At 68.7% G+C, this 12,537-nt stretch carries 10 protein-coding genes and 1 pseudogene; 6 read left to right on the top strand and 5 right to left on the bottom strand.

Annotated features, from left to right (window positions below):
* Positions 1 to 132: 132 nt before the first annotated feature.
* Positions 133 to 2,172: an MDR family MFS transporter gene (locus tag RPX00_RS36095; RefSeq protein ID WP_406632137.1), complete on the bottom strand. Its 2,040-nt coding sequence runs from the start codon at positions 2,170 to 2,172 to the stop codon at positions 133 to 135.
* Between the two features lie 335 nt (positions 2,173 to 2,507).
* Between RPX00_RS36095 and RPX00_RS36090 the strand changes: the two genes are divergently transcribed.
* Positions 2,508 to 3,899, top strand: a complete 1,392-nt coding sequence (locus tag RPX00_RS36090; protein WP_406632135.1) for an amino acid permease — start codon at positions 2,508 to 2,510, stop codon at positions 3,897 to 3,899.
* Between the two features lie 87 nt (positions 3,900 to 3,986).
* On the opposite strand, the gene RPX00_RS36085 is transcribed toward RPX00_RS36090, so the two are convergent.
* Complete coding sequence (locus RPX00_RS36085) at positions 3,987 to 4,448, bottom strand: nuclear transport factor 2 family protein (protein ID WP_406632133.1); 462 nt, start codon at positions 4,446 to 4,448, stop codon at positions 3,987 to 3,989.
* Positions 4,449 to 4,461: 13 nt separating this feature from the next.
* A complete protein-coding gene (locus RPX00_RS36080) occupies positions 4,462 to 5,385 on the bottom strand; it encodes a pyridoxamine 5'-phosphate oxidase family protein (protein ID WP_406632131.1) in 924 nt (307 codons plus the stop codon).
* 103 nt (positions 5,386 to 5,488) lie between these two features.
* Here RPX00_RS36080 and RPX00_RS36075 point away from each other — a divergent pair, with 103 nt between their 5' ends.
* Positions 5,489 to 6,052, top strand: coding sequence for a CGNR zinc finger domain-containing protein (locus RPX00_RS36075; RefSeq protein WP_406632129.1), 564 nt, complete (start codon positions 5,489 to 5,491; stop codon positions 6,050 to 6,052).
* 4 nt (positions 6,053 to 6,056) lie between these two features.
* Here RPX00_RS36075 and RPX00_RS36070 read toward each other — a convergent pair whose 3' ends face one another.
* A complete protein-coding gene (locus tag RPX00_RS36070) occupies positions 6,057 to 6,617 on the bottom strand; it encodes a TetR/AcrR family transcriptional regulator (protein ID WP_406632127.1) in 561 nt (186 codons plus the stop codon).
* A 36-nt stretch (positions 6,618 to 6,653) separates the two neighbouring features.
* Between RPX00_RS36070 and RPX00_RS36065 the strand changes: the two genes are divergently transcribed.
* Positions 6,654 to 7,289, top strand: coding sequence for a DMT family transporter (locus tag RPX00_RS36065; protein WP_406632125.1), 636 nt, complete (start codon positions 6,654 to 6,656; stop codon positions 7,287 to 7,289).
* Positions 7,217 to 7,435, top strand: a pseudogene (locus tag RPX00_RS36060) (EamA family transporter); the annotation flags it as partial. The gene RPX00_RS36065 and the pseudogene RPX00_RS36060, both read left to right, overlap by 73 nt.
* Positions 7,436 to 7,502: 67 nt before the next feature.
* Here the strand turns inward: RPX00_RS36060 and RPX00_RS36055 are convergent.
* Positions 7,503 to 9,722 carry a glycoside hydrolase family 15 protein gene (locus RPX00_RS36055; protein ID WP_406643214.1) on the bottom strand — a complete coding sequence of 740 codons (2,220 nt, stop codon included), beginning with the start codon at positions 9,720 to 9,722 and terminating at the stop codon, positions 7,503 to 7,505.
* 572 nt (positions 9,723 to 10,294) lie between these two features.
* Here RPX00_RS36055 and RPX00_RS36050 point away from each other — a divergent pair.
* Together RPX00_RS36050 and RPX00_RS36045 are read left to right on the top strand one after the other, a co-directional pair.
* Positions 10,295 to 10,753: a single-stranded DNA-binding protein gene (locus RPX00_RS36050; protein ID WP_406632123.1), complete on the top strand. Its 459-nt coding sequence runs from the start codon at positions 10,295 to 10,297 to the stop codon at positions 10,751 to 10,753.
* A 593-nt stretch (positions 10,754 to 11,346) separates the two neighbouring features.
* Positions 11,347 to 11,985: a hypothetical protein gene (locus RPX00_RS36045; protein ID WP_406632121.1), complete on the top strand. Its 639-nt coding sequence runs from the start codon at positions 11,347 to 11,349 to the stop codon at positions 11,983 to 11,985.
* Positions 11,986 to 12,537: the final 552 nt, after the last annotated feature.

Genomic DNA, 12,537 nt, shown 5'->3' with positions numbered 1-12,537 from the left:
CCGGAACAGTAGAGGGTCTCCGACAAGGCGATGCTAACGGGCTGTCCGAAACGCGGCTGCCGCCGGACCCGCTTGGCCGGCGGTACCGGTTTCGCAACGGTTTCCCGGCTCGCGGCCGGATTTCCCTCGGTTTCACACGAGCGCGTGCCGCCCGTCCGCCCGGTCCGCTCCCTGGTCCAGGATCCGGGTCGCGACGCGGGTGATCGCGGCGTCCAGTTCGGAACGGTCCCCGGTGCCCCAGTCGCCGAGGCGTTCGGCGATCCAGTCGTGCCACGCGCGGACGAGCTTGTCCCATTCGCGCACCCCGGTTTCGGTGAGCGACCAGGTGTCGCGCGCGTAGTTCAGGTGCCCGGTCAGTTCCAGCCGCGCGAAGGCCGGTTCGAGCACCGGCGCCGGGACGCCGTGGTCCTCCCCGATCGCTTCGAGCGTCGCCGGCCGTCCGGCCCGCTGCCGCAGCCGGACCTGCAGGACGCACCACAATCCGCCGACGTCCAGTTCCGAACCGGCCCGCGCGACGATCGCGGGCGCGGCTTTGCGGCGTTCCCGAAACAGCAGCGTCGCGATGGCCCGTTCGAGTTCCCGGTCGTGGTCGCGCGCTTCCGGCATCGCGAATCCGTCGCCGAGGTCCGGCGCGGCCGCGCGGGCGGTGTCGCGCAATGGCATTTCCTTCAGGAAGAACGCGAGCACGAATGCGACCAAGCCGACCGGCGCCGCATAAAGGAACACGACGTGCAGCGATTCCGCATATGCGCCGATCACCGGTTCCGAAATCGTCGCGGGCAGCTGGTGCAAAGCCAGCGGAACCTGGACGGCCTTCGGATCGACGCCCGGCGGAAGCGGATGTTCGGCGAGTGCTTTGGCGAGATTCGGGGCGAGCTGATTCGCGTAAATGGTGCCGAAAATGGCCGCGCCGAACGAACTGCCGATCGAACGCAGGAAGGTCACCCCGGACGTCGCGACGCCGAGGTCCTTGTAGTCCACCGTGTTCTGCACCGCGATGGTCAGCACCTGCATGCCGAGGCCGATGCCGAGACCCAGCACCGCCATGTAGAGCGCGGATTCCCAGAACCCGGTGTGCGCGCCGAGCCGCGACAGCAGATACAGCCCGACGGTCATCACCGCGGACCCGACGAGCGGATAGATCTTGTACTTCCCGGTGCGGCTCACCAGTGTGCCGGACAGAATCGAGGCGACGAGCAGGGCGAGCACCATCGGCAGCAGCCGGACGCCGGACGACGTCGCCGAGACGCCCTGGACATACTGCATGTAGGTGGGCAGATAGGACAGCGCGCCGAGCATCGCGAACCCGACGACGAAGCTCATGATCCCGGCGACGGTGAACACCGGGTTCCGGAACAGCCGCATCGGCAGCATCGGCTCCGGCGCGCGCAGCTCGACCGCGACGAACGCGCCCAGCAGCACCACCGAGCCCGCGGCCATGCCGATGATCACCGGCGAACCCCACGCGTACGTGGTGCCGCCCCAGCTCGTGACGAGCGTCAGGCCGGTCGCGGCGAGGCCGATCAGCAGGATGCCGAGGTAGTCGATCACCGGTTTGACCGCGGCGCGCACGCTCGGCATCGCCGACGCGGCGACCGCGAGCACCACCACGGCGAGCGGGATATTGACGTAGAACGCCCAGCGCCAGGACAGGTGGTCGACGAACAGCCCGCCCAGCATCGGCCCGGCCACGGTGACGACACCGAACACCGAACCGAGCGCGCCCTGGTACTTGCCGCGCTCGCGCAGCGGGACGACGTCGGCGATCAGCGCGGTCGAGGTGACCATGAGCCCGCCGCCGCCCAGCCCCTGCACCGCGCGCCAGACGATCAGCCAGGTCATGCTGTCGGCGAACCCGCAGAAGAACGAGCCGACGCCGAACACGACGACCGACAGCTGGAACATCAGCTTCCGGCCGAAGAGGTCGCCGAGCTTGCCGACCACGACCGTCATGATCGTCTCGGCCAGCAGATACGCCGTCACGACCCAGGACAGGTGCCCGGCCCCGCCGAGGTCGCCGACGATGGTGGGCAGCGCGGTCCCGACGATGGTCTGGTCCAGCGCGGCGAGCAGCATGCCGAGCACGACCGCGCCGAACACCGCGTGGATCTTCCGCCGGGACAGCGCCGCCGGCGCCGGTTCCTCCCGGATCTCCCCCGCCGTGGCCGTCATCGGCTCCTCCTCGCGCGCCCGCGCCGGGCCGCTCCCGGCGCGTCCACGTAAGCACCTGGGTCCACTGTGGAATAGCCGCCTGGCCGCAGCATCGCCCGTTCCGGTGACTCGCGCGCGCCTTCGGGCCTCGCTACCCTGGAGGACACCCGGGCCTACCCGAAAGTCTCCGGCCGCACCGTCCACGGTGGACATCCCCGCTGCTCCAGCGCGATTTCCGGATTTCAAACGGGTTCTGCCCGATTTGAACGGTTCCTCCACCGTGATCTGTAGCACACCTTAAGTCCAGCCTAGGTGTGCTGCGTCACCCGGACCGGTACCGCTAGCGTCACGCAACCATGGAATCCACAGTGGTCGCCAAAGAGGGCGACAACTACACGAAAGCACTGGGCAATCGCCAGGTGCAGATGATCGCGATCGGCGGGGCGATCGGGGTCGGGCTCTTCCTCGGCGCGGGCGGGCGGCTCCACGAAGCGGGGCCGTCGCTGGTCCTGTCCTACGCGCTGTGCGGCATCGCGGCCTACTTCGTGATGCGGGCGCTCGGCGAACTCGTCATGCACCGGCCCAGCTCCGGCAGTTTCGTCACCTACGCCCGCGAGTTCATCGGGCCGTGGGCCGGGTTCGTGTCCGGCTGGATGTACTGGCTGAACTGGGCGATGACCGGGATCGCGGAGATCACCGCGGTCGCGATCTACGTGCACAAGTGGCTGCCGGACGTGCCGCAGTGGATCACCGCGCTCATCGCGCTCGGCGTGCTCATCGCGGTCAACCTGCTGAGCGTGAAGCTGTTCGGGGAACTCGAGTTCTGGTTCTCCGTCGTCAAGGTGCTCGCGATCGTCGTGTTCCTGGTGACCGCGCTCGGGCTCGTGTTCACCGGCGCGAACATCGGCGGCACGACCGCGGGCGTGCACAACCTGACCAACCACGGCGGGTTCTTCCCGGCCGGCGTCGGCATCGCGCTGATGACGCTGCAGGCGGTCGTGTTCGCCTACTCCGCGATCGAGGTCGTCGGCATCGCGGCGGGCGAGACCAAGAACGCGCGCAAGGTGCTGCCGAAGGCGATCAACGGCGTCGTGTGGCGGATCGGCGTCTTCTACGTCGGTTCGGTGCTGCTGCTGGCGATGCTGCTGCCGTGGCCGTTCTACAACGGCGGCGAAAGCCCGTTCGTCACGGTGTTCTCGCGGCTGGGCATCGGCGGCATCGGCGACGTGATGAACGCCGTCGTCCTCACCGCCGCGCTGTCCTCGTGCAACTCGGGTCTCTACTCGACCGGCCGCATCCTCCGCGCGCTCGCCGACGAGGGCGAAGCGCCGAAGTTCGTCGGCAAGATGAACTCGCGGCACGTGCCGTACGGCGGCATTCTCTTCACGTCGGTGGCCTACGTGCTCGGCGTGGTGCTGAACTACATCGTGCCTTCGGAGGCGTTCGACATCGCCACCGCGATCGCCTCGCTCGGCGTGGTCGCCACCTGGGCGACCCTGGTGTTCTCCCAGATGCGCATGCGCCAGTCGTCCCTGCGCGGCGAACTGGAACGGCCGAGCTACCGCATGCCCGGCGCGCCGTACACCGGCTGGGCCACTCTCGGATTCCTCGTGCTGGTCGTGGTGCTGATGGGCTTCTCCGACGGAGCCGAGAAGATCGCGTTCTACTCGATCCCGGCGATCGTCGTGGTGCTCGCCGTCGGCTGGCGGCTGGTGTCCCGCAAACGGCAGGCGCGCACCGGCGCCTGAGCGAAACCCGCGTTCCCCCATCCCGCGAACGCGGCCCGGCCCGGCCGGTCCCTCCGGTACCACCGAAGGGACCGGCCGGGTTTTCGTTCACCACAACGGGAAGTCGACCCCGTGTTCCGCCTCCGGCCGCGGCCCGAAGATGCGCCGTTCGGCCTCCTCGATGCGCCGGTCGTTGATCGACGCCTCGCGCCGGCTCATCAGCCCGTTCTCGGCGAACTCCCACAGCTCGTTGCCGTAGCTGCGCCACCACTGGCCGTCCGCGTCCCGGCTCTCGTACTGGAACCGGACGGCGATGCGGTTTTCCCGGAACCCCCAAAGTCCCTTGCGCAGCGCGTAGTCCTGCTCGCGCTCCCACTTCGCGGTGAGAAACTCGACGATCGCGGCGCGGCCGACGACGTGCGTATCCCGGTTGCGCCACACGGAATCCGGCGTGTACGCGAGCGAGACTTTCTCGGGGTCCCGCGTGTTCCACGCGTCCTCGGCGGCTTGGACCTTCTTCAGCGCGGCGGGCAGGTCGAACGGCGGGAACGGCGGCCGCGATTCGGTCATGACGACGGTCCTTTCACTTGATGAGCGCGGGATTGCGCGGGTAAGGCGTGTGCGCGAGCTGCCGTGCCATCGGGCGACCGGACACGACGCGCTCCACGGCGAACCGGACGATCCGGCCGGTGTAACCGTCGTCGCCCGCGCGGCCCGCCTCGCCCCATTCGATCGCGGCGGTGCCGGAGACCTGCAGGATCCGGCCGCTGGCGAAGTCCGGGAAGAGCAGTGCGGCCTCCGGGTCCACGGCGAGGTTGCCGAGGCTGTTGAACAGGTTGTTTCCTGGATAATCGGGCCACCACAGCGTATTTCCTTCGACCCGGACGAACCCGGGCGCGCCGCCGCGATGGGAGGCGTCCGCGCCGTGCTCCGGGTTGATGGTGCCGAGGAAGAACGTGTCGGCCGCCGCGATCATTTCGGTGTCTGTGCGGCTGAATTCGGTGCGGTTTTCTACTGGCGCGGTCGATGCTGTTTCTTCGGCCAGCACGCGTTGCTGGATGTACTGCGGACAGTTGCCGTAAGCCTGCTCGACTTCCACGATCAGGTGGTCTTGTGCCGCTGCAGTGAGGGTTCCGTTGATCCGGACGCGGCGGCGGGTGGCGAACTCGATGCTCGTCATGCCGAGCTTCTGCCCGGCCGGAAGACCGTGCAACGGATCGCCCTCCGGGATCGCACCGTGGACCGCGAGCGTCGTCGCCGACCTGGTTTCGAGGAAGCCAGGCGGGCCGACGACCGGGGACGTCCACAGCCGCCCGCCGGCGTCGCGGCCGGTCACGACGAGGAACGTCCGTTCGGCCAGAAACCCCGCCATCCCCGCGGAAATCCCAGCGGGTTCAGCCATCCGCGACAGCCGCGCGGCCTGCCGTTCGACCCCCGCCTCGCGCTGGACCGCCAGCTCGCCCGGGTGGAACCCCGCGGCGGCCGCCGGTGTCGAAGCCATGCTCATCCAACCCTCCTTTCTCACGGGTGTTTGAGCGTTGTTCCGTGAGAAGTTGTAGCAGCCGCTTCTCACGGATGCAACCCGTCCCACCCGTGATACGGTCTCGCTCATGTGGATGCTGTCGGACGAGATCGTGCCGGTCCGCCTGATGGCGACCGTCTGGGCCGACACGAGCGGGCTCCACGACGACCTCGAAACTCGCGAAAACCTCGACGCCTGGCTCGACGCCGTCGGCATCGACCGCGGCGCCCGGCACTCGTCCGCCGCGGAACTCGCGCTGGCGCGACGGCTTCGCGCCGCCGTCCGCCGCCTCGCCGCCCAAGTCACCGCGGACGACCGGCAACCCGCGACCGTCTCGCTGGACACCGCCCTCGCCGACCTGAACGACCTCGTGACCCACCTGCCGGTCCCCCAACTGACCCTCGTGTCCGGCGAACTGCGGGAAACCTCCTCGCGCGACGCGTCGGCCGTCGTCACCGGATTAGCCCGCGTGGCAAGGGAATCGATCGCCCTGCTCGGCGGCCCGGACGCGGCGAAACTGCGCGCCTGCTACGCGCCCGGCTGCGTGCTCTACTTCATGAAGACGCATCCGCGGCGCGAATGGTGCTCCGTCGCCTGCGGCAACCGAGCGCGTGCCGCGCGGCATTACGAGAAAGTCCGCTCGACGCGCTGACAGTTCAGCCCAGCAGCACCACCGCCGTTTCCGCAGCGCGCGCGAAAACGTTCTCCGCCACGCGCATTCCCCCCATCACCACCGCACCCTCGTGCAGCAACATGATTTGCTCGCCGGTCTTCGCGGGATCCGAAACGCCGGCCGACTCGGCCAATTCGACGAAGACGCCGAGCATCCAGCGTTTGCTCTCGGTCACCACCGCGTACGCCGGATGCGCGGGATCGCTGATCTCCGCGTGCGCGTTGATCATGCTGCAGCCCTTGCCGCCGTACTTCTTCGCCCAGGCCTCGGACGCGTCGAAGGCCGCCACGAGCCGATCCCGCGGGTCCGGCCCGGCCTTCTCCAGCGATCCGCCCAGGAACTCCCGCCACCGCGCGTCGCGGGCGGACAAATACTCCACGACCAGTCGATCCTTCGAGCCGAACCGGTCGTAGAGCGTCTTCTTCGTGACTCCCGCGCGGGCCGCGATCACGTCGACGCCGACCGCGTGGATCCCGCGCTCGTAGAACAGTTCCGACGCCGCGGTCAGCACCGCGTGCGCCTTCGGCGTCCAGTCGATCGTCATGGCCCCAGTGTATACCGATCTGTATAGTCCGGTGCCATGGGTAAACCGATCGGTATAGTCAGCCTTGCCGTCCTGTTCGTCGTGTGCTGGTCGTCGGGCTTCATCGGCGCGAAACTCGGGGCGGCAGACGCCGCGGTGCCGACCGTCCTGATGTGGCGGTTCGTGCCGCTGGCCCTGCTGCTCGCCCCGTTCCTGCGCCCGCGCGGGACCCCGGCCCGCGAGTTCGGCCGGCACGTGCTGATCGGCCTGCTGTCGCAGTCGGGCTATCTGCTGACCGTCTATTGGGCGATCGGCGAAGGCGTCAGCACCGGCACGACAGCGCTCATCGACGGCGTGCAGCCGCTGGTCGCTGCCGCGCTCGCCGGTCCGCTGCTCGGCGCCGCCGCGACCGGACGGCAATGGGCGGGGCTCGCGCTGGGCCTGGTCGGCGTCGTCCTGGTCAGCTGGTCGGACGCCGCGTCGCACGCACCGGCGTGGGCGTACCTGATCCCGTTCGCCGGCATGCTCGGGCTGGTCGCGTCGACGGTGCTCGAACGCCGGTCCCGCGTCCCCGCTCCCCGCTGCGCGCGCTGGCCATCCACTGCGGCACTTCAGCCGTCGTGTTCACCTCTCTTGCGCTGGCGACCGGGAGCGCGGTTCCGCCCGCGTCCGGGCACTTCTGGTTCGCCCTGACCTGGCTGATCGTGCTGGCGACCTTCGGCGGCTACGGCCTGTACTGGCTCCTCGTCGAACGCATCGGCGTGACCGCGGTGAACAGCCTGATGTTCCTCATCGCGCCAGTCACCTCGGTGTGGGGCACCGTGCTGTTCGGCGAGCCCTTCACCGTGCTGACCGGCGTGGGCCTCGGGCTCGCCCTGGTCGCGGCCGTCGTCGCGAACCGGCGGGTCAGCTCCCGTACCGCTGCCGGACCACCGACGGGGTCTCCAGGTTCTTCCCCGCGTCGATGCTCTGCGCGAGCCGGAGGTACTGGCCTTCCGCCCACATCAACGGCGCCGCGCTCCCGGTCGGACGGCCCAGCCCGAAGCACGCGACGTCGGCGCGATCCCACACCTGCTCGGGAATGAAGTAGCCGTCGTTCGCCGAGTCCGCCATCGACTTCAGGTACACCGCCGCCGAACGCCCGTTGGCCAGCTCGTACTCGCCGCGCTCGCCGGACAGGACCGGCCACAGCCGCCCGAACCGCTGCGGCCCGTTCGCCGGCCAGCCGGCGCACGTCGTGGTGCTCTCGCCGTAGTTGTCGTGCGGATAGCGGTGGAAGTAGACGTCGCCGCCCGGGGTCGTGACCTGCATCGGCGCGTTGCCGTCGCGAGCCGCCGCCGTCGGGACCACCGACGCGGCGACCTCGGCGTCCGCCGCCCCGCGCACCCCGAGCCGAACCAGCTCGAGGAACCCGAAGTCGACGACGTCGTGCTCGTAGAAACAGCCCTCGTCGAAACAGATCTGACCGGTGTCGTTCGGGTCGGTGCCCTTGTCGATCCTTTCGTAGTAGGTGTGGTCGCCCCAGTACCCGGACGTCGTCCGCGTCCAGCCGTCCAGCTGCGCCCGCCACGAATCCGCCGTGGACTCCCACTGCTGCGCCGCCGCGACGTCACCGTTCGCCCGCGCGATCGCCCCGGCCGTCACCAGCCCGGCGATCTCCGCCGCGATCGACGACGGCGACCGCCCGTACTGCTCCTCCCACCTTTCCGTCGTCGCCGGCCCGCTGGTGCGGATGTGCTCCGCGGTCACCTTGACCCGCGCGTACGTCGCCGGGTCGGTCAACCCGGTCATCCAGGCCAGCACGATCGCGTCGGAGTCCTGATCGAGCTGCTCGCAACAGCCCAGCTGCTGCGGCGTCGCCCCTTGGACCCCGCTGACCGGGCTGTACCGCGGAAACGCGCCCGCCGGGTACGTCGTCCCGTCGCCTTGCGTAGGCGCTGGGATCCACTGCGAGGACCACAGGAACTGCGCCATCCGCTTCGCCTGCGCCGCGTCGCCCGCCGCGAGCAATCCCGTTGCCTGCTGGTACAAATCCCGGCCCCACACGCGGTGGTACCCGTCGTTGAGCCCGTCGCCGTTCACGACGTCGCCCCACGGAGTCGCCAGCCCCGCGACGCTCGCGCCGCGATGCGCCTTGTCCTCCGCCGCGTGCAACGCCATCAGCGCGACGTAATACGCCCTCCGCCGCCGCTCGTCGCCCGCGACGCTGGCCGGTGCCGCCTTCAGGCCGCCGGCATACTCCTCCCATCCGCGCCGATACGCCTGCTCGAGAGTGTCGAACCCGCCACCCAGCGACCCGTCCGCAGCCGCCGCGGCGCTCCGTGCGTCAGCCCCGTACCCGAGCGCGACCGAGAACGTCGTGTCCTGCCCGACCGGGATCTGTCCACATTGGACTACATTGCCATAACTGGTGGAGTCGAACTGATTCGCAAGAGATTTATGTGCCCGCAAGTCTACCAGGCAATCGCTCGCGGCGCCGGAATATCCGTTGTCGTGCGCGACGAACCCAGTCGAGGCCCGCAACGCGGATGCCACCGTCGTCCGACTGCCGAACAACTCCTCCGTACCGCTGGCCGTCAGTCCGATCCCGTCCCACGCCGCCGTGTCGTTGGCCGCGCCGCCCGCCATCGACGGATTCGCGAGGAGGTAGACCTGATACTGACCGCCGTCGAGCGATTGAAACCGTGTCCGGGTAACGAGAGTCGCCCTCCCAGAGTCGGTGATGTACGTCGTGGTGATGCGATACCGCCCGCTCTTGGCGGTGTTGGTGACCGTGTATTCGAGTGCCTTCTCATCGGGCATCGACACGACGTGGTCGGTCGCGTCGCGCTCAAGGTCCACAAAGGACTTCCCGTCCGTGACGACGAATTGCATGTCCTGCATATTGGCGACGTCCGCACGCGGATAGAACACCTCCGACGTGACACCCCGCGCAACGGTGAACCACACCGGACTCGCAGTCCCCGCAGCTGTCCCGAGCGCCGATTTGTCCCCGGTTGTCCAGGACGAAGGCCCGCCACAGCAATCGCCCGGCTCACCTCCCGCCGCACGGCCTGGCGCTCCTCCGCTCTGAGCGGCACCTCTCGCCTCGCTGCTTCCCGCCTTCGCCCCGTGCGCCGAGGCCATCCCCTGCCCCACCACCGAAATCCCGACAACCGCGACCACCGCCGCCGCCCGACCCCACTTCCCACCGACCATCCGCTCATGCTCCCCGCACCCCCTCCTCCGGACAACAGCCAAACGGCGGGAACCTCCCCCGCCGCGAGTCCCACCCGATGGAGTGACCGAAAACCCCCGGAAACTGTCGTACCCGGATGGTCTCCTGAACCCAGACGCGGTGCCCACCCCTGGGCCCGCGCTCGAGCAGAGGAGCCACCATGGCCGGAGAAACCGTCGCGAGCACCCCGGGAATCCCGGACCGCCGAGCAACCGAATCCCCGTTCCGCCACTCCCCGATGCGTTCCGCACCGGCCCCGAACACAGAACCCGGCTCGGCCGATCCCCGATACCCGCCGATCAATTCACCATAACTGCGCCCATCGTTACCGATCCGACCACAGCAACGGTTACGTGCCAGGTCGGATTCGGCCGCTTCTGGCCGGATCAATAACCGCACACGCAAAACTGTTGACCCAGAAACATTCGATCATCACTGCCGTCACCACGGACTCGGCGGCACAATCTCAAGGAGCTTGATCATGGCTGGAGAAACTGTCGTCACCGTAGTCGGCAACCTGACCTCAGACCCGGAACTGCGCTTCACCCCGTCCGGTGCGGCGGTCGCGAACTTCACGGTCGCGTCCACCCCTCGCACGTTCGACCGCCAGTCGGGCGAATGGAAGGACGGCGAGCCACTGTTCCTCAGGTGCAGCATCTGGCGGCAAGCAGCGGAAAACGCCGCCGAGAGCCTCACACGAGGAGCGCGAGTCCTGGTGACGGGCCGCCTCGCGCAACGGTCGTTCGAAACGAAGGAAGGCGAGAAACGCACCGTCGTCGAACTGCAAGTGGACGAGATCGGCCCGTCCCTGCGGTATGCCACCGCCAGGGTCACCAAGGTCAGCCGAAGCAACGGCGAAACGAGCGCCCCGAGCGCCGACACATGGGGCACCACACCCGTCCCGGCCGGAGCGGGCGCGAGCGAGGAGCCGCCGTTCTGATCACCCGGATGATGTCGCTGTCCAGGAGATACCCGGTCAGCGACACGCCAACGGAATGCCGCCGGCTGCGGCACGAGTGACGTCCTCCCAACCGGTGGATGAGCACGACGCCATCGCGCCCATCCACCGGCACGCCACACGGCGCGGCCGGGCAGGCAGGAGTTCGGCAAGGAGAGGCGATCCGCCTCCTCCAGCCGATCCGGCAGACGACGGTCTGGCTCACCACGTCGCCCTCGTCATGGGCGACTTAGTCCTGCGACGAAGCGCGACCGCGTACCGAGCGGCCAGCCCTCACTCCCCCGCCACCAGCCGTCCGCGGCCAGCGCGAACGGCTGCCCCATCGTGGTAGGAGATCTCCGCCGACAGCACGGTGCCCCTCGGCGGCGGACCCCTGCCGGGTCTCTGTCGTCGAGAAGACGAGCCGTCCGCCCCCTCGACCGCACCACCTGCCCAAGTGGTCTGGTCCTTTCCCGAAAAGGTCCACACCACCAGCCCAGAAAGCACAAACCGGTTGCCACCACCCGAAACCAGGCACGCCAGAAGCCGACGATCGGCCCTGACCGGCCGGGACTCCCGCTGGTAGCTTCCGATTCATGCCCGCCTCTCGCCGGACCAAGGCCGGAATCCCAGTCCTCGCCGCGATTTCCGTACTGCTGCTGGCACCGCTTTCCGCGCCGGCCGCCCAGGCCGCGCCCGCGGCTGCCGCCAGATCCGCTGCCGGACAGGACGAATGCAGCACCCCGTCGATCAACCGGCTGCAGAAGTGGCTGGCCAGCGGAGAAGGCACCACCGTCCCGGCCACCGGGAACCTCCTCGTCCCCGAAGGCGACGGCTACGCCGCGAAAATCGTCTTCCAGAACAACGAATGGCACGTCGCCGTCGTATGGCTGGGCAATCAGTTCGACGCCCAAGCCGACCTCGGCCAGTCCGCCGGGTTCTGGCTGACCTACAGCGCCACCGAAGACCTCTACGTCCAGATGCGCCCCGCCTCCCACTGGAGCGGCGGCGACAAATGGCTCACCCGCATCCCCTCGACCGGCGGCCAGCTAGTCCGGAAGTTCTTCCCCTTCGACTCCGACTCCTGGACCTGGCTCCCCGAACTGGGCCAGCCGCAGTACTCGTTCGCCTCCGCACTGAGCGAAGCCCGCGGCCTCGTCTTCGTCGGCAAGACGCCCAACACCCTCGACTTCCGCGAACTCCTCATCGACGGCTACCAGCCGCCCTGCCTCTGAACGCCCCGAACCCAAGTGGTCGCCCGCACCGGCGCTCCGAAAACCGGTGCGGGCCAGAGATAGCCAGCCGATCAGGCACGGAGACACTGGGGATCCAGCGCTGATTTCCCGCCACGCTGAACTCTCGCTGCCGACACCCGGCAAAACCCAACCGCACAGACCGGCATGCGCACAACCGCTCACACTCCACTATTCAGCAGGGCCGCGCTGCCGCGAATCTCGGCCACAGACCCAGCTGACCCAGTCCCGCACCCGCCGTGGATCCCGGATCAGCGAGCGCCGCGGCACCGCTCGACAGCGAACGTCTGCACTGAACGTTACGACTGTCCAACTCCGGACTTGGCCGAGGTCGATCATGCGGAAGTGTTCCGGGAGACGACCTCCACTGACACTGGCAAAGCGGGCGAAGCATATAGCCGGGAGGACCGGTAATTCGACGGTCTTCACCGGGCTGTCCGCCCAAGATCCAGGAGGGCGACGCCACTTTGTCCTTGCGGTAACCCGCGAGAAGAACGGCGGCGTCCTCGGGTGCTGAAAAGAGGACGCCGCACG

The sequence above is a fragment of the Amycolatopsis sp. WGS_07 genome, assembly GCF_045278895.1.
GTDB lineage: Bacteria > Actinomycetota > Actinomycetes > Mycobacteriales > Pseudonocardiaceae > Amycolatopsis.
Note: the sequence above shows the minus strand (reverse complement) of the source record. Positions and strands in the feature narration are given on the sequence as shown.

Coding starts and splice junctions, on each gene's coding strand:
- RPX00_RS36055 (WP_406643214.1), bottom strand. CDS start 9,722: ATGGCCTCGGCGCACGGGGCGAAGGCGGGAAGCAGCGAGGCGAGAGGT.
- RPX00_RS36075 (WP_406632129.1), top strand. CDS start 5,489: ATGTGGATGCTGTCGGACGAGATCGTGCCGGTCCGCCTGATGGCGACC.
- RPX00_RS36090 (WP_406632135.1), top strand. CDS start 2,508: ATGGAATCCACAGTGGTCGCCAAAGAGGGCGACAACTACACGAAAGCA.
- RPX00_RS36080 (WP_406632131.1), bottom strand. CDS start 5,385: ATGAGCATGGCTTCGACACCGGCGGCCGCCGCGGGGTTCCACCCGGGC.
- RPX00_RS36070 (WP_406632127.1), bottom strand. CDS start 6,617: ATGACGATCGACTGGACGCCGAAGGCGCACGCGGTGCTGACCGCGGCG.
- RPX00_RS36065 (WP_406632125.1), top strand. CDS start 6,654: ATGGGTAAACCGATCGGTATAGTCAGCCTTGCCGTCCTGTTCGTCGTG.
- RPX00_RS36095 (WP_406632137.1), bottom strand. CDS start 2,172: ATGACGGCCACGGCGGGGGAGATCCGGGAGGAACCGGCGCCGGCGGCG.
- RPX00_RS36085 (WP_406632133.1), bottom strand. CDS start 4,448: ATGACCGAATCGCGGCCGCCGTTCCCGCCGTTCGACCTGCCCGCCGCG.
- RPX00_RS36045 (WP_406632121.1), top strand. CDS start 11,347: ATGCCCGCCTCTCGCCGGACCAAGGCCGGAATCCCAGTCCTCGCCGCG.
- RPX00_RS36050 (WP_406632123.1), top strand. CDS start 10,295: ATGGCTGGAGAAACTGTCGTCACCGTAGTCGGCAACCTGACCTCAGAC.